Source organism: Pseudomonas sp. AM4(2022) (genome assembly GCF_036346515.1).
Classification (GTDB): Bacteria; Pseudomonadota; Gammaproteobacteria; order Pseudomonadales; family Pseudomonadaceae; genus Aquipseudomonas; species Aquipseudomonas paracarnis.
Map to the genome: position 1 here is coordinate 1 of NZ_JAOTNW010000024.1, position 15,690 is coordinate 15,690.

Here is a 15,690-nt window from a genome sequence, read left to right on the forward strand (position 1 = left end):
CATCAATTAAGAATCCATTGGCTGACACAGCCTATTCGCGAGCAAGCCCGCTCCCACAGTTGAATCGCGGGGCGTCCGGTAGATATGGGGCGGCTGTCAGGCCGCCATCGCAGCGATGCCGCGACCCGACAAGCCAACTCCCACAGTGGATTTGGGTAAATCGTTAGCTGCGGGCGAAGGCCACCGCTGCCTCGAACTGCTCTTGCGTAGGCCGCACGCCGGTATAAAGCACAAACTGCTCCAACGCCTGGATAGCGATCACTTCCAGCCCGGTAATCACCCGCTTGCCCTGGGCACGGCCACGCACGATCAACGGCGTTTGCGCCGGGATCGCCACCACATCGAAGACCGTCTCGGCCTGATCGATTGCCTCGGCGTCAAACGCCAACGCATCCGCCTCGACCCCGCCGGTCATGCCAATGGGCGTCACGTTGATCAGCATCTGTGGCCGCAGGCTGCCCAGATCCGCCTGCCACGCGTACCCCAGGTTCCTGGCCAATGCCTGGCCCGCCACCTCATTACGCGCCACGATCACGCCATTGGCGTACCCCCCGTCACGCAAGGCACTGGCGACCGCCTTGGCCATGCCGCCGCTGCCGCGCAGGGCGAAGCTGGACTCCTTGGGCACCGCGTGTTTTTTCAGCAATTGCTCGATGGCGATGTAGTCGGTGTTGTAAGCCTTGAGGTGGCCGTTGGTGTTGACGATGGTGTTCAGGGAGTCGATGGCTTGAACCGAGTCGTCGAGTTCGTCCACCAAGGCAATGGCAGCCTCCTTGAACGGCATGGACACCCCGCAACCCCGCACACCCAGGGCGCGAATACCGCCGATCGCGCCGGGCAAGTCCTGGCTGCTGAAGGCTTTATAGTAAAAATTCAGACCCAGCTGTTCATACAGGTGGTTATGAAAACGCAGGCCAAAGTTCCCAGGGCGCGCCGACAGTGACATGCACAGTTGGGTGTCCTTGTTGGGGTGCATCTGCATGGATAACTCCTTGAAGTAAGCAAATCGGTACAGACCTTACACAACCTTTACCCATTGGCCGTGCTGTTTTCTCGAAATACGTTGTCTTAAAAGTATCCCCGCGACAATCCTTGAGTCTATTGATTGCAGACCACAAGCGCAGGGGCCAACCGAGGAATGACCATCATGCGTAAACTCCCCAGGATCGCCTTGCTTATCGGCGCACTCGCGATGGCCGGCCAAGCCTCCGCCCACGGTGGTGGTTGGGGTGGCCCGGCCGTGTTCGGTGCGCTTGTCGGCGCAGCGGTAGTCGGCTCTGTGGTTGCCAGCCAGCCGCGTGAGGTGTATGTGCAACAGCCGGTGTATGTGCAGCCGCAGCCGGTGTATGCCGCGCCGCCGCCGGTCTACTACGCGCCACCGCCACCGGTGTATGTGCAACAGCAGGTTTACTATCGTCCGGCGCCGGTCTACTACGGCCCGCCACGCGGTTATTATGGGCCGCCTCGTGGCTACTACGGCCCGCCCCACGGTTACTACCGCCATGGTTGGTAAGTTTTAATCCCCGTGGACATCCACAGGCCTCGCCCACACGCGGGGCCTTTTTTTGCCTGGGAAGTCCGGATTTATCCTGCCAGTGTCGCTGTGAGAACAACGCACGAGCGCCAATCCCACATCATAAGCGTCAAATATCCTCTTGATCGATTGCGGGCTGCGCTGTCATGTTTGCGTCACAAAACAGTCGCACTATCGACTCAGTCCAGCCAATAACAATTAAGGACGATTGACCATGCCCACACAAAACCCGCACCGCACCGCCGGCCTTTGCACCTCCAGCAAGGTCTACAGCGCCTTGACTGAACTCAAGCACCTTGAAGGCCATCGCAGCGCCAAGTTCCTGGCATTACTGGCAGAAAACCTGGTGCGCAAGGGACTGCTCAGTGAGCACGAAGTGGTGAACATGCTCGACCAAGTGGTGGATTAACGCCTGGCGTTGATGTCGACTATCGAGCCAGGTGATTTTTCCCAGGCATCGGCAAACCGTAAGGTGACCTCCATAACGTTTGGAGGTATTTATGCCCACTGTTCAAATCATGTCTGTCATCGGCAGCGCCGTCCCCGCCCCGCTGCGCAAACTGGGCTTGCTCGCCTGCTGGTATGTCGTGCGCGATGGCGAGCCGATCAGCGGCCCGCTCACCTCGTTATCCGATGCCGAAACACAACGCCGAATGGCAACCGACTTCAGGCTAGAAGCCTGAACGCTATGGCAGCGGCAACTTGACCCGCGGCTTGGTTTCGGCGAACAACGCCCAGCACGACATGAACAACGCTGCCACCAGCGGCCCGATGACAAAGCCGTTAAGGCCGAACACCGACAGGCCGCCCAAGGTCGAGATCAGGATCAGGTAGTCCGGCATCTTGGTGTCCTTGCCCACCAGGATCGGGCGTAGCACGTTGTCTACCAGGCCAATCACGAACACCCCGAACAGCCCCAGCACCACGCCCTGCCAGATCGAACCGCTCAACAGGAAGTAAACCGCCACCGGCCCCCAGACCAGCCCGGCGCCCACCGCTGGCAATAGCGACAGGAACGCCATCAGCACGGCCCAGAGCAAGGCACTGGGGATGTCCAGGAACCAGAAAATCAAGCCACCCAGCGCACCCTGGGTCACGGCCACCAGCACGTTGCCCTTGACCGTGGCGCGCACCACGCGGTTGAACTTGAGTTGCAGGCGACGCTTTTGCGGCTCGGCCAACGGTACGGCTGTGCGCACTTTGCGTACCAGTTCCGGGCCATCGCGCAGCAGGAAAAACAGCAGGTACAGCATGATGAAAAAGCTCACCAGGAAATCAAACGTACCCTGGCCGAAGCTGAACGCCTGGGAGGCAAAGAACTGACTGCCTTGCATCGCGCCCTTGACTACCTTTTCCCGCAGCCCTTCGAGGTTGCCCATGCCGAAGCGGTCGAGCAACTGCTGGAAATACGGCGGTAGGACGTTCTTGAATTGCTCGATATAACCCGCTACGTCGAGTTTGCCGCTCTCGATGTTTTTGTAGAGCGTGGCCCCCTCTTGCACCAGCAAAGCACTGGTGATGATCACCGGCAGAATCGCGATCACCAGGCACACCATCAAGGTGGTCAGGGAGGTCAGGTTGCGGTTCCAGCTAAAACGCTGCTGCAGGCGGCGCTGCATCGGCGCAAAGATAATGCCCAGGATCACCGCCCAGAACACCGCGCCGTAGAACGGCAGCAATATCCAGATAAAAGCCACGGTGACCAAGGCCAGTAGCAGCAACAGGGTTTTGAATTGCAGGTTGGTTTGATTCATGTCCGGTCCATGTCAGAAAACAAGGCCGATGGCGGCCCTGTTGCTTAGTCCGCAGCCAAACGTGGGAGTGCCCTTGTTTATCGAACAAGCATAGATCGCCCTGTGTTAGACGTGGATCAATGAGCGGCGCCCGGCCCTGCACTACCCTCGCGCCTTTTGCGACCTACAACCATGCCCTCCATAATTGCCCCCGAACTGCTCGCTCCCGCCGGCACCCTGAAAAACATGCGCTACGCCTTCGCCTACGGTGCCGATGCGGTCTATGCCGGCCAACCGCGTTACAGCCTGCGGGTGCGCAATAACGAGTTCGACCACGCCAACCTGGCCCTCGGCATCCAGGAAGCCCATGATCAGGGCAAGCGCTTCTACGTGGTGGTGAACATTGCGCCGCACAATGCCAAGCTCAAGACCTTCCTCAAAGACCTAGCGCCCGTGATCGCCATGAGCCCGGATGCGCTGATCATGTCCGACCCGGGGTTGATCATGCTGGTGCGCCAGCACTTCCCGCAGATGCCGATTCACCTGTCAGTACAGGCCAATACGGTGAATTGGGCCAGCGTGGCGTTCTGGCAGCAACAAGGCATTTGCAGGGTGATTCTGTCGCGGGAGCTGTCCCTGGAAGAGATCGGCGAGATCCGCCAGCAGGTGCCGACGATGGAGTTGGAGGTGTTTGTACATGGCGCCTTGTGCATGGCCTATTCCGGGCGGTGCCTGCTGTCGGGCTATATGAACAAGCGCGATGCCAACCAGGGCACCTGCACCAATGCCTGCCGCTGGAAATACCAGGCCACGCCGGCAGTGGAGAATGCCACTGGCGATATCGTCCATGAATATCAACCCACATTAGGGATCGGCACGCCCACCGATCAGGTGTTCCTGCTACAAGAGGCCAATCGCCCCGATGACCCCATGCCCGCTTTCGAAGACGAACATGGCACCTACATCATGAACGCCAAGGACCTGCGGGCCGTGCAGCATGTGGAGCGCCTGGCACAGATGGGCGTGCATTCGTTGAAGATCGAAGGCCGCACCAAGTCCCACTTCTACTGCGCGCGCACCACCCAGGTGTACCGCCAGGCCATCGATGACGCAGTGGCCGGGCGCGCGTTTGACCGCGGCTTGATGACCAACCTCGAATCCCTGGCCCAGCGTGGCTATACCGAAGGGTTCCTGCGCCGCCACGTGCACGACGAATACCAGAACTACCAGAACGGCAGTTCGGTTTCCGAGCGCCAGCAGTTTGTCGGGGAGCTGACCGGCGAGCGTTGTGGCGCGTTGGCCGAGGTGAAGGTGAAGAATCGCTTTGCACTGGGCGACCACCTGGAGTTGATGACGCCCGCCGGCAATTTTCACTTTGACTTGCCGAGCCTGCATAACGCCAAGGGCGAAAGCATTGAGGTGGCGCCGGGGGACGGGCATACGGTGTATGTGCCGATTCCGACGCAGATGGACCTGCGTTTTGGTCTGCTGATGCGCGACGTTTAAACCCTGCCACGGGTTGAATGGATCAGATCCTGAACTGGCCCACCAACTGCCCGAGGCGCTGGCCCAGGTCGGCCAGGCTGCGAGACGTCTGAGCGCCCAACTGGGTTTCGTCCGCCACGCTGTCTACCGCTACGGCAATCTGATGCACGCTGCGGTTGATCTCTTCCGCCACGGCAGTCTGCTCTTCGGCGGCGCTGGCGATCTGGGCGTTCATTGAGTTAATGGTGCCAATCAGTTGCGCCATGGTGTCCAGGGACGCGCCGGCTTGGTTGGCCTGCGCCGAGGTGCCGTCGCCGGCATCGCTGGAGCGGCGCATAGCGTCCACAGCCGCCTCGGTGCCTTTTTGCAGGCGATCGATCATGCCCTGGATTTCCTGAGTGCTGGTTTGGGTGCGACTGGCCAGGGCACGCACTTCATCGGCGACCACGGCAAAGCCACGCCCAGCCTCCCCGGCCCGTGCGGCCTCGATGGCAGCGTTGAGCGCCAGCAGGTTGGTTTGCTCGGCGATGGAGCGGATCACGCCGAGCACACTGACGATTGACGACACATCCTGCTGCAGACTGTCCAGGGACACGCCGCTGCTGCGGATGTCGTTCACCAGCGCATGGATCTGCGCGATGCTGCCGTCCACTACCCGCTTGGCGGCCTGGCCTTCGGCGTCGGTCTGCTGCGCAGCGACGGCGGCGCCCTGGGCACTGCGTGCCACTTCGTGGGCAGCCGAGGACATCTGGTTGATCGCGGTGGCCACCTGGTCGGTCTCGTGGCGCTGGCGTTCCATGGCCTGCTCGGAGCGCTGGGCCTGGTCGGACACCTGGCTCACCAGCCCGGTGAGTTGGGCGGTCATGTCGGTGATCTGGCGCACCAGGCCGTGAATTTTATCGACAAAGCGATTGAATGCACCGGCCAGGTCGCCGAGCTCATCCTGGCTGGTAATGGCCAGGCGGCGGGTCAGGTCACCTTCACCCGCTGCGATGTCATCGAGGTTGGCTTTCATCAGGTGCAGCGGGCGCAGGATGGTATTGGCCAGCAGCATGCCCACGGCGGCGATCACCAGCAACACCACCACGGCCACGCCGAGGATGCTCAACAGCACGCCTTGCATGCGCTTCTCGACTTTTGCCTGCACCACCGCCACTTGGGCGTCGATGCCATCGAGGTTCACCGAGGTGCCGATCACCATGTCCCACTTGGGCAGGTATTCGGTATAACCGAGCTTGGGCACCAGTTCGGTCTGGCCGGGCTGGGTCGAGCTGTATTGCAGGTAGTGGGTGCCGTCCTTGCCGACCTTGACCAGGTCGCGGTTGACGTAGACACCGTTGGGGTCGCGGTTGTCCTTGAAGCTTTTGCCCACGCCGTCCGGGCTGTTGCCCTTGAACAGCCGGATGGTCTCGGAGTCGTAGCCGAAGAAATAGCCGTCTTTGCCGTAACGGGTATTGGATAACAACTTGACCACCTGCGCCCGCGCCGCGCTGTCGCCGGGGGCTGCCGCGTCGTAGAGCGGTTTGATGGTGGTCATGGCCACCTCGACATAACTTTGCAGGGTGGCCTTGGCGTCGTTGAGCAGGCGCTGGCGGGTTTCATCCACCTCGTTGCGGGCCTGGCCCTGCAGAATCCACACGGTAGTCAGGCTGATGACCACGGCAAACAACAACACCGGCACGACAGCAAGGGCCAGAACTTTGGCCTTCAAACTCAGACGCATGGCTTTTCTCTCTTGTTAGTGGCGACTTGAGAGGTTAACGGCCATGTGAGCGATTACTGTAGGAGCGAGCTTGTGTGGCGAGGCAGCTTGCTGCCGCTCGGGTGCACAGCGCCCGCACGCTTTTTTGGCGCTGCTTCGCAGCCCAGCGGGAGCAAGCTCCCTCGCCACAGAGGTTCTCGCCTGGATCAGAGCGTCATCGCAGCCAGCCAGCCGAACGCCAGCAACGGCAGGTTGTAGTGCAGGAAGGTCGGCACCACGGTGTCCCAGATATGGTGGTGCTGGCCGTCGATATTCAGGCCGGAGGTGGGGCCGAGGGTGGAGTCCGAAGCGGGGGAACCGGCGTCGCCCAAGGCACCGGCGGTACCGACAATGCACACGATGGCCAACGGGCTGAAGCCCAGTTGCACACACAGCGGCACGAAAATCGCCGCGAGGATCGGCACCGTGGAAAACGACGAGCCGATGCCCATGGTCACCAACAACCCCACCAGCAGCATCAACAACGCGCCGACGCCCCGGCTATGGCCGATGAATGCCGCCGAGGTTTGCACCAGCGAGTTCACGTCACCGGTGGCCTTGAGCACTTCGGCAAAGCCTGAGGACGCGATCATGATGAAACCGATCATGGCCATCATTTTCATGCCTTCGGTGAACAGGTCATCGGTGTCGCGCCAGCGCACGATGCCCGACACAGAGAAGATCAGGAACCCGGCCAGGGCGCCGATGATCATCGAGTCCAGCCACAACTGGATGATAAACGCCGAGGCGATCGCCAGGCCGGCCACCAGCAGGGTCAGCGGGTTGTACTGCACCGCCACTTGCTCGACACGCTCGATTTTCTTCAGGTCGTACACACGCTTTTTGCGGTAGCTGATCAACACCGCCACCAGCAGGCCGACCACCATGCCCAGCGCCGGCAGGCCCATGGCGTGGGTGACATTCACCCCGCTGATATCCACCCCGCTCTTGGCGACGTTGGCCAGCAGGATCTGATTGAGGAAGATATTGCCAAAGCCCACCGGCAGAAACATGTACGGGGTGATCAGGCCGAAGGTCATCACACAGGCGATCAGGCGACGGTCCAGTTGCAGCTTGGTCAGTACGTACAGCAGCGGCGGTACCAGCAGCGGAATAAACGCAATGTGGATCGGCAAGATATTCTGCGAGGCAATCGCCACCACCCACAACAGGCCGATCAGCAGCCATTTGACGTGGTTGCCACCGCTGGCGTCCTGACGGTCCACCAGCAGCAAGGCTTTGTCCGCCAAGGCATGGGCCAGCCCGGATTTGGCAATCGCCACGGCGAAAGCCCCGAGCAATGCGTAGGACAAGGCCACGGTCGCGCCGCCGCCCAGCCCGCCGTTGAAGGCCTTGAGCGTGGCCTCGATGCCCAGGCCACCGGTCAAGCCACCTACCAGGGCGCCGACGATAATGGCGATGACCACATGCACGCGGGACAGGCTGAGTACCAGCATGGTGCCGACCGCGGCGATGACTGCGTTAATCATGGTTACCTCAAGCAGAAACAAAAAAGACAGGCATGCCCGCGCGCGGCCCATGGGAACAGCTGCCGGCGTGCAGGCTTGAAAGAGGTCTTATTAGAGGGCGCGCACTTTGCAGGAGCTGGGCTGTCATGTCAAAAACTGTGGTGAGGCAAAGCCCTCTGCACAGATAAAGAATTACAGGCACTGGCCGATACGCTGTCTCTATGTGCTTTCAGGTAAGGATGTCCCGATGTCGCTCAGGCAGCTCTCCATTCAATGGAAAATCACCCTGCTGGCGGGCCTTTGCCTGCTGGGGATCGTGACCCTGCTGGTGGGTCTGTCGCTGTATCGCATGGCGCAGAGCTCGCAACAGGTCAAGGCATCCAGCATGCAGATGCTCGACGAAGCCGCCCAGTCGCGCATCGAGGCCCAGGGCGAAGTGCAGGCGCTGGGCATTCGCCAGCAGTTCATGGATGCCTACCAATACGGCCATGGTTTTTCCCGCCAGGTGCTGTTTTTGCGCGAACAGGCCGAGAAGCGCTTTCTCGATGCCTTCGACACCCGTGAAGACCTGACGCGCCAGGTCAAGGCCGCCCTGCAGGCCAACCCAGACCTGCTCGGCCTGTCCCTGGTGTTCGAAGCCAATGCGCTGGACGGCAAAGACGAACTGTTCGCCAACCAGGCGGAACTGGGCAGTAATGACAAAGGCCGTTTCGCGCTGTACTGGTCGCAACCGACACCGGGAAAAATCACCTCGATGGCGCTGCCCGAGAGCGACATGGCCGACACCTCCATCGGCCCCAGCGGTGAAAAGGCCAACGCCTGGTTCACTTGCCCACGCACGACCCTCAAGCCCTGTGTGATCGAGCCCTACTTCTATGTGATCGACGGCCAGAACGTGCTGATGACCAGCATCGTGTTCCCGCTAATGGTCAATGGCAAAGTCATCGCCTCGCTGTCGGTGGATATCAACCTCAACAGCCTGCAGGCGGTCAGCCAACAGGCCAGCCAGAAACTGTACGACGGCCAGACCCAAGTCAGCATCCTCAGCCCGACCGGCTTACTGGCCGGCTACAGCCCGGATGCCAGCAAACTCAGCCAACGCCTGGAGCAGGTCGACCCGGCCAGCGGCGCACAGTTGATAAGTGCCTTGGCCAGAAGTACCCAGACCCACAGCCTGCGCACCGACCATCAACTCAAGGTACTGGCGCCTTTTGCGCCGATTCCCGCCGGTAAGGCGTGGGGCGTATTGCTGGATGTACCGGAAAAAGTCCTGGTCGCCCCCGCCGAAGCGCTGAAAAACCAGCTGGACGCCGACAACGCCAAAGGCACCCTGCTGGAACTGGGCCTGGGCCTGCTCGCCGCCGTGGTCGGCTTGATCCTGGTGTGGCTGATGGCGCGCAGCGTGACCCGGCCAATCCTCGGCGTGGCGCACATGCTTGAAGATATCGCCAGCGGCGAAGGCGACCTGACCCGGCGCCTGGCTTACGCTAAACAGGACGAGCTGGGCCAATTGGCCGGCTGGTTCAACCGCTTCCTCGACAAGCTGCAGCCGATCATTGCCGAGGTCAAACGCTCGGTGCAGGACGCCCGTGGCACCGCCGACCAATCCGCAGCCATTGCCACGCAAACCAGCGCCGGCATGGAGCAGCAGTACCGCCAGGTGGATCAGGTGGCCACCGCATCCCACGAAATGAGCGCCACCGCCCAGGACGTGGCCCGCAGCGCCGCACAAGCGGCCCAAGCCGCCCGAGATGCCGACCAGGCGACTCGTCAAGGCTTGACGGTTATCGACCGCACCACCGCCAACATTGGCGAGCTCGCCGCCGACATGAGCACTGCCATGGCCCAGGTAGAAGGCTTGGCCGCCAACAGCGAACAGATCGGCTCGGTGCTTGAAGTGATTCGCGGCATCGCCGAGCAGACCAACCTGTTGGCGCTCAACGCCGCCATCGAAGCCGCTCGCGCCGGTGAAGCCGGCCGCGGTTTTGCCGTGGTCGCCGACGAAGTGCGCAACCTGGCACGGCGCACCCAGGAGTCAGTGGAAGAAACCCGCCTGGTGATCGAACAATTGCAAACCGGTACCAGCGACGTGGTCGGCTCCATGGGCAACAGTTATCGCCAGGCCCAAGGCAGTGTCGAACAGGTCGGCCAGGCCGTGACAGCCTTGCGCCAGATTGGCGATGCAGTCACGGTTATCAGCGACATGAACCTGCAAATCGCCAGCGCCGCCGAAGAACAAAGCGCCGTGGCCGAAGAGATCAACAATAACGTGGCGACCATTCGCGATGTGACCGAGTCGTTGTCGGAGCAGGCCAATGAATCGGCGCGGGTCAGCCAGGCGTTGAACAGCCTGGCGAACCAGCAGCAGGGGTTGATGGATCAGTTTCGGGTCTGAATGTAGCTAGGCTTTTTTGTAGGAGCGAGCTTGCTCGCGAAAAACTCACAGGCGCGGCGTTCATTCAGGATGCCCGCGTTATCGTTGACGTTTTTCGCGAGCAAGAACTAGGCGTCCCCCTCGCTCCTACAGTAGGCGATGACCGCTTAACTGACTGGCATTAGAGCTTGCCCGCGATGCAAACACCTCGGTATTTCAATGCTATCGCAGGCAAGCCAGCTCCCACATTTTGAGCTGCGGTGTGTCAGTGTCAGCGGCGTGGCAGTTGGATCAATACCTTGAGCCCACCCAGCTCACTCTCTTGCAGTTGCAACACCCCACCCCACACCTCAACGATGTCCCGCACGATTCCCAAGCCCAGGCCATGGCCGACCCTTTGCTCATCCAGGCGTGCGCCACGGCTGAACACTTGGTCGCGCTGGGCCTCGGGAATGCCGGGGCCGTCGTCTTCCACCGCCAGCCGGTAGCCGTGGGGCGTCTCGCTGATGCTCAGGCATACCTCGGCGTCCGCCCATTTACAGGCGTTGTCCAGCAGGTTGCCCAGCAGTTCCAACAGGTCTTCACGGTCCCAGGGCAGTTGCAGGCCTGGCGCCACCTGGTAGCTGAGGTCCAGGTGTTCGCCGTGGATCATGCGCAGGGTGGCCAGTAAGCCGGGCAGTTCTTGTTCACAGTCAAACAACGCGCCCGGCAGCGCGTCACCCGCCAGGCGCGCACGGTTGAGTTCACGGTTAAGGCGCTGCTGCACCTGCTCCAGTTGCTCACGCAACAACTGGCTCAACTGCGGATGATCCTTGAGGGCTTCACTGGAAGCGGCGCTCAATAACACTGCCAGCGGGGTTTTCAGCGCATGCCCCAGGTTGCCGAGGGCGTTGCGGGAGCGCTTGAGGCTGTCTTCGGTGTGCGCCAGCAGGTGGTTGATCTGCGCCACCAGGGGCTCCAGCTCAAGCGGCACCTGGGTGTCGAGTTGCGAGCGCTGGCCTTGTTGCAGTTGGGCGATCTGGTTGCGCGCGGTCTCCAGCGGACGCAAGGCACGGCGCACAGTGACCCGTTGCAGAACCAGCACCAGCAGCAGCGCCGCCAGCCCCATCACCAGGCCGACCTGGCGCATCAGGCGAAAGCTCTCACGCACAGGCGTGTAGTCCTGGGCCACGCTGATGGAAATCGATTGGCCAAAGCGCTTGTAGTCCGAGCGCAACACCAACAGTTGCTGGCCTTCGGGCCCCAGTTGCAGGTTGCCCTTGAGCCCCGCCGTGGGGAGCCGGGGCAGTTCCTGGTCCCACAGTGAACGGGAGCGCCAATGCACATCGGCAAAGTCGATACGAAAGTAATGCCCGGAAAATGGCCGTTGGTACGCCGGCGACAGGCGTTGCTCATCCAACTGCACGCCGTTGGGCCCACGCACCAGCGCCACCAGCAGATTTTCGCTGTCGTTGCGCAAGCCCGCTTCAAGGTAGCGCTGCAAACCCGCCTCGAACAACCACAGGCTGGTTTGCGCCAGCACCACACCGATGATCACCATCACGCTGATCAACCCCAGGCTCAAGCGCCGCTGGATCGACCTCATGCCGGGGTGGCGCCGAATCGGTAACCCTGACCGCGTCGGGTTTCGATCACGCTGCGTCCCAATTTGCGCCGCAGGTGGTTGACGTGCACCTCCAGCACATTGGAGTCGCGCTCGGTCTCGCCGTCATACAAGTGTTCGGCCAGGTGGCTTTTGGACAGGATCTGTTCGGGATGCAGCATGAAATAACGCAACAAACGAAACTCGGCAGCCGTCAGCTGGATCTCGGCGCCGTCGCGTAGCACGCACTGGCGCCCTTCATCCAAATGCAGGCCGGCGGCCTGCAGGGTGGGCTGGTTCGTCTGGCCGTGGGAGCGGCGCAACAGCGACTGGATGCGCAGGTACAGCTCTTCAGGGTGAAAGGGTTTGCTCAGGTAATCATCGGCGCCGGCCTTGAGCCCTTCGATGCGCTCGGCCCAGGAATCGCGGGCCGTGAGGATCAGCACCGGGATGGCCAACGCGGCGGCGCGCCATTGCGCCAGCACGTCAAGCCCGGGCAAACCGGGCAGGCCAAGATCAAGGATGATCAGGTCATAGGGCTCGCTGCGCCCTTGATACACGGCGTCCCGGCCGTCGGCCAGCCAGTCGACCGCGTAGCCCTGGCGCTGCAGGCCGGCCATCAGTTCGTCGGCCAGGGGCACGTTGTCTTCCACCAGGAGCAGGCGCATCAGTCTTCCTCATCTTTGATCAGGTCGCCATTGGTGGCATCCAGCTTGATCTCGCGCACCACACCCTCGGTGGTCACCAGTTCCACTTCATAGGCGTATTGCCCGTGTTTCTTTTCCAGTTCGGCTTCCAGCAGCCGTGAGCCGGGGTATCGCGCCATGGCCTGCTGCAACAGCTGTTCCAACGGCAGGATCACGCCTTGCTGGCGCAGGGCCAGGGCTTCGTCCTGGTTGAGGTCGCGGGCCGCGAGGCTGGAACAAAACACCATGAGCACCAGCCCCACGCGACTGCCGACGCGTAAATTTACCTTCATTACGTATCCTGATGATTCTTGAGAACCTGCCCGGTGAGCGCGTCCAATTCAACATCCCATTCAATGCCGTCAGTGTCTTGAAGCTCAACTTCATAGACGTACTTGCCGTACTCCTCATCCAGGTCGGTGCCCAGCAGCGTCGAACCAGGGTGAAGGGCCAAGGCCGTGGCTTCCAATTGATCGAAAGCGACAATAGTAACAGTGGCCGGCACGATCAGTGGTTTGTCGGGGTCCAATGCGGCGGCCGAGGTCGCCGTAACGAGGATGATAGCGGCGGCGCCCAGGGCAGTGAGGCGCTTCATGATAAGTCTCCGTTACATGATGTTTTCCTACGCCGACCACGGTACGCGCCGCAACTTAACTGAAACTGAATTGCCACCATGGCAATTTCACGCAATCCGTTTTCCCACTGACTGGGAGATTTCCTATACTGCCCCGCTCGCCTCAACAGAGACCGGTATGACAGCCATCCATATCAAGTTCCCGGCCTTGACCCTCAAGGCCGGCAAGCGTGCCTTCACCCGCCTCCGCGAGCAGGGCCTTGCGCCTGCCGACGTCGGTATCCTCCCCGGTGCGGCTGGCGGCCCCAAGGCCCTGGGTATCCAAGGGCTGGACCTGGCGCTGTTCGGTGACTGGTTGCCCCGTGCGCCGCGCGAGCGTGCGCTGATCGGCGCGTCCATCGGCTCGTGGCGGTTCGCCAGCGCCTGCCTGCCCGACCCGGTGCAAGGTTTGCTCGACCTGGGCCGGCTGTACAACGAGCAGCGCTTTGCCAAAGGCGTGACCATGGCGCAAGTCAGCCAGAGCTGCCAACGCATGCTCGACGACCTGCTGGCCGGGCGCGATGCGCGGGTGCTGGACAACCCCGACTATCGGCTGAACATCATGGTGGTCAAGAGCCACGGATTGCTCGCCGATGACCACCGTGGGCGGCTGGGGCTGGGCCTGTCGTCGGTGATTGCCGATAATCTGCGGGGCCGCGCACGGCTGTCGCGGCATTTCGAGCGGCTGATCATCCACGACCCGCGTCAGGCGCCTCCGGTACACCCGCTGAAGGATTTCCCCTCGCGCTTCCTCACCCTGGACGTGGGCAACCTGCGCCAGGCGTTGCTCGCGTCCGGCTCGATCCCCATGGTGATGCAAGGCGTGCGCGACCTGCCCGGGGCCGGAGCCGGCACCTACCGCGACGGCGGCCTGCTGGACTACCACCTCGACCTGCCCTACCACGGCGATGACATCGTGCTGTACCCGCACTTTACCGACCGGGTCATCCCCGGCTGGTTCGACAAGGGCCTGCCATGGCGGCGCAGCAACCAGCAATTTTTGCAGGATGTGTTACTGCTCGCGCCGTCCAGGGACTACCTGGCCCTCCTGCCCCACGGCAAGCTGCCAGACCGCAGCGACTTCAAGCGCTTTATGGGCGATGACCCTGGCCGCAACAAATATTGGCAAACCGCCATGAGCGAGAGCCAACGACTGGGGGATGAGTTTTTGGCATTGGCGGATAACGGCAAGCTCGGCGACCGATTGCTAGCCCTTTGACCGCATGGGTGCCTGCGGCCGAGGGGCGGTATGCGCAGAGGTTGATCAAACTGTTAAACTCGCCGCCTGCCAGACACCTGACCGAGCTGAAAACACTGTGGAAATCTTCAAGGAATTTACATTCGAATCCGCCCACCGCCTGCCCCACGTACCGGAAGGCCACAAATGCGGGCGCCTGCATGGGCACTCATTCAAGGTGGCCATCCACCTGAGCGGCGATCTGGATCCCCATACCGGCTGGATTCGCGACTTCTCGGAGATCAAGGCGATTTTCAAGCCGCTCTATGAACGCCTCGACCACAACTACCTCAATGACATTCCCGGCCTGGAAAACCCCACCAGCGAAGTACTGGCCAAGTGGATCTGGAATGAACTGAAACCCTTGCTGCCGGAACTCAGTGCGATCCGTATCCACGAGACCTGCACCAGTGGGTGCATTTATCGCGGCGAATAAGCGATAACGTGCTGGAAAACCACCTGCGGGTGGTTTTTTTTGGGAATGCTTTCAGGAGGACGTGATGGAAAACACCTGGCTGGCCCAAGCCAAGCGCTTGCAGGCGCTGGCTTCCACGGGGTTGCATTTCTGCACCGATGCTTTCGAGCGCGAGCGCCTGGAGGAAATTGCCCTGATCGCTCACACCATGCTGGCGCAATTGGGCAACGTACCGCTGGAGCGTATCACCGGCCTGGTTTCGGATTTCGCCCAGCGCTATTCGACGCCGATGATCGACGTGCGCGGCGCAGTGATCGAAGGTGAGCGGATTTTGCTGGTACGGGAATCGACCGATGGCTGCTGGGCATTGCCGGGTGGTTATGCCGATATAGGTTTGTCGGCGGCCGAGAACATCATCAAGGAAATCCACGAAGAAGCCGGGCTCACTGTCACCGCAAGGGCGCTATACAGCGTGACGCACAAGGCCAAGGGCTCGTACCGGCCAGATGTGAGGGATTTCTACAAGTTGTACTTCCTGTGTGACCGGGTGGACCAACTCGCACCCACGGCAGGTTTTGAAACCACCGAAGTCGGCTTTTTCACCTTGGATGACCTGCCGCCCCTGTCTCGCGGGCGCACGATTGAAAGTGATCTTGAGGCTGCCTTCGCATTTAATCGGGGTGAGACCACGCAGACACTATTCGACTGAGCCAGTTTGGCTCACCGCTGCACCGCTTTTGCGCTGGATTGGGCGGGAGACTCTATGAAGGGCTTGCTCCCGTCAGCGCATACCTGCCTGCACCTGCATTGGCACGCAGGAT

16 protein-coding genes and 2 pseudogenes are annotated in these 15,690 nt (G+C 61.4%); 9 read left to right on the forward strand and 9 right to left on the reverse strand.

The window, feature by feature from the left end:
• Window positions 1–163: 163 nt before the first annotated feature.
• Entirely contained in the window at window positions 164–982 is an 819-nt protein-coding gene (locus ODQ19_RS24130; RefSeq protein WP_330211395.1) for a shikimate 5-dehydrogenase, read from the reverse strand.
• 156 nt (window positions 983–1,138) lie between these two features.
• Between ODQ19_RS24130 and ODQ19_RS24135 the strand changes: the two genes are divergently transcribed.
• From ODQ19_RS24135 to ODQ19_RS24145, 3 genes are all read left to right on the forward strand, one after another.
• Window positions 1,139–1,513 carry a hypothetical protein gene (locus ODQ19_RS24135; RefSeq protein ID WP_019818659.1) on the forward strand — a complete coding sequence of 125 codons (375 nt, stop codon included), beginning with the start codon at window positions 1,139–1,141 and terminating at the stop codon, window positions 1,511–1,513.
• Between the two features lie 235 nt (window positions 1,514–1,748).
• Window positions 1,749–1,943, forward strand: coding sequence for a hypothetical protein (locus tag ODQ19_RS24140; RefSeq protein WP_003190284.1), 195 nt, complete (start codon window positions 1,749–1,751; stop codon window positions 1,941–1,943).
• Between the two features lie 91 nt (window positions 1,944–2,034).
• On the forward strand, window positions 2,035–2,217 hold the full coding sequence (locus tag ODQ19_RS24145; RefSeq protein WP_003190283.1) for a hypothetical protein: 183 nt from the start codon (window positions 2,035–2,037) through the stop codon (window positions 2,215–2,217).
• A 3-nt stretch (window positions 2,218–2,220) separates the two neighbouring features.
• Here ODQ19_RS24145 and ODQ19_RS24150 read toward each other — a convergent pair whose 3' ends face one another.
• Complete coding sequence (locus ODQ19_RS24150; RefSeq protein WP_116667341.1) at window positions 2,221–3,288, reverse strand: AI-2E family transporter; 1,068 nt, start codon at window positions 3,286–3,288, stop codon at window positions 2,221–2,223.
• Between the two features lie 171 nt (window positions 3,289–3,459).
• Here ODQ19_RS24150 and trhP point away from each other — a divergent pair, with 171 nt between their 5' ends.
• Window positions 3,460–4,773 carry a prephenate-dependent tRNA uridine(34) hydroxylase TrhP gene (trhP, locus tag ODQ19_RS24155; protein ID WP_330211396.1) on the forward strand — a complete coding sequence of 438 codons (1,314 nt, stop codon included), beginning with the start codon at window positions 3,460–3,462 and terminating at the stop codon, window positions 4,771–4,773.
• A gap of 22 nt (window positions 4,774–4,795) precedes the next feature.
• Here trhP and ODQ19_RS28265 read toward each other — a convergent pair whose 3' ends face one another.
• The 3 genes and pseudogenes from ODQ19_RS28265 to ODQ19_RS24165 all read right to left on the reverse strand — a co-directional run bounded on the left by ODQ19_RS28265 (window position 4,796) and on the right by ODQ19_RS24165 (window position 7,980).
• On the reverse strand, window positions 4,796–5,617 hold the full coding sequence (locus tag ODQ19_RS28265) for a methyl-accepting chemotaxis protein (protein WP_370874666.1): 822 nt from the start codon (window positions 5,615–5,617) through the stop codon (window positions 4,796–4,798).
• A gap of 36 nt (window positions 5,618–5,653) precedes the next feature.
• Window positions 5,654–6,475 (reverse strand): annotated as a pseudogene (locus tag ODQ19_RS28270) (cache domain-containing protein); the annotation flags it as partial.
• Between the two features lie 185 nt (window positions 6,476–6,660).
• The gene (locus ODQ19_RS24165) at window positions 6,661–7,980 is read right to left on the reverse strand and encodes a Na+/H+ antiporter family protein (protein WP_165861644.1); all 1,320 of its coding nucleotides are present in this window, start codon (window positions 7,978–7,980) and stop codon (window positions 6,661–6,663) included.
• Between the two features lie 1,372 nt (window positions 7,981–9,352).
• On the opposite strand from ODQ19_RS24165, the pseudogene ODQ19_RS28275 reads away from it, so the two are divergent.
• Together ODQ19_RS28275 and ODQ19_RS28280 are read left to right on the forward strand one after the other, a co-directional pair.
• Window positions 9,353–9,499, forward strand: a pseudogene (locus ODQ19_RS28275) (HAMP domain-containing protein); the annotation flags it as partial.
• Between the two features lie 102 nt (window positions 9,500–9,601).
• Window positions 9,602–10,357, forward strand: coding sequence for a methyl-accepting chemotaxis protein (locus ODQ19_RS28280; RefSeq protein ID WP_442962780.1), 756 nt, complete (start codon window positions 9,602–9,604; stop codon window positions 10,355–10,357).
• 250 nt (window positions 10,358–10,607) lie between these two features.
• On the opposite strand, the gene ODQ19_RS24175 is transcribed toward ODQ19_RS28280, so the two are convergent.
• Genes ODQ19_RS24175 through ODQ19_RS24190 form a run of 4 tightly spaced genes read right to left on the reverse strand, consistent with a single transcriptional unit; the run spans window position 10,608 to window position 13,199 of the window.
• Entirely contained in the window at window positions 10,608–11,921 is a 1,314-nt protein-coding gene (locus tag ODQ19_RS24175; RefSeq protein ID WP_330211399.1) for a sensor histidine kinase, read from the reverse strand.
• Window positions 11,918–12,586: a response regulator transcription factor gene (locus ODQ19_RS24180; protein ID WP_003190268.1), complete on the reverse strand. Its 669-nt coding sequence runs from the start codon at window positions 12,584–12,586 to the stop codon at window positions 11,918–11,920. The genes ODQ19_RS24175 and ODQ19_RS24180 overlap by 4 nt, the downstream gene beginning before the upstream one ends.
• A complete protein-coding gene (locus ODQ19_RS24185) occupies window positions 12,586–12,897 on the reverse strand; it encodes a PepSY domain-containing protein (protein ID WP_330211400.1) in 312 nt (103 codons plus the stop codon). Before ODQ19_RS24185 ends, ODQ19_RS24180 begins: the two co-directional genes overlap by 1 nt.
• Window positions 12,897–13,199: a PepSY domain-containing protein gene (locus tag ODQ19_RS24190; protein ID WP_116667335.1), complete on the reverse strand. Its 303-nt coding sequence runs from the start codon at window positions 13,197–13,199 to the stop codon at window positions 12,897–12,899. The genes ODQ19_RS24185 and ODQ19_RS24190 overlap by 1 nt, the downstream gene beginning before the upstream one ends.
• Before the next feature lie 157 nt (window positions 13,200–13,356).
• On the opposite strand from ODQ19_RS24190, the gene ODQ19_RS24195 reads away from it, so the two are divergent.
• From ODQ19_RS24195 to ODQ19_RS24205, 3 genes are all read left to right on the forward strand, one after another.
• Window positions 13,357–14,436 carry a patatin-like phospholipase family protein gene (locus tag ODQ19_RS24195; protein ID WP_330211401.1) on the forward strand — a complete coding sequence of 360 codons (1,080 nt, stop codon included), beginning with the start codon at window positions 13,357–13,359 and terminating at the stop codon, window positions 14,434–14,436.
• Between the two features lie 97 nt (window positions 14,437–14,533).
• The gene (gene queD, locus ODQ19_RS24200) at window positions 14,534–14,890 is read left to right on the forward strand and encodes a 6-carboxytetrahydropterin synthase QueD (protein ID WP_003190259.1); all 357 of its coding nucleotides are present in this window, start codon (window positions 14,534–14,536) and stop codon (window positions 14,888–14,890) included.
• Between the two features lie 64 nt (window positions 14,891–14,954).
• On the forward strand, window positions 14,955–15,578 hold the full coding sequence (locus tag ODQ19_RS24205; RefSeq protein ID WP_330211402.1) for an NUDIX hydrolase: 624 nt from the start codon (window positions 14,955–14,957) through the stop codon (window positions 15,576–15,578).
• Window positions 15,579–15,690: the final 112 nt, after the last annotated feature.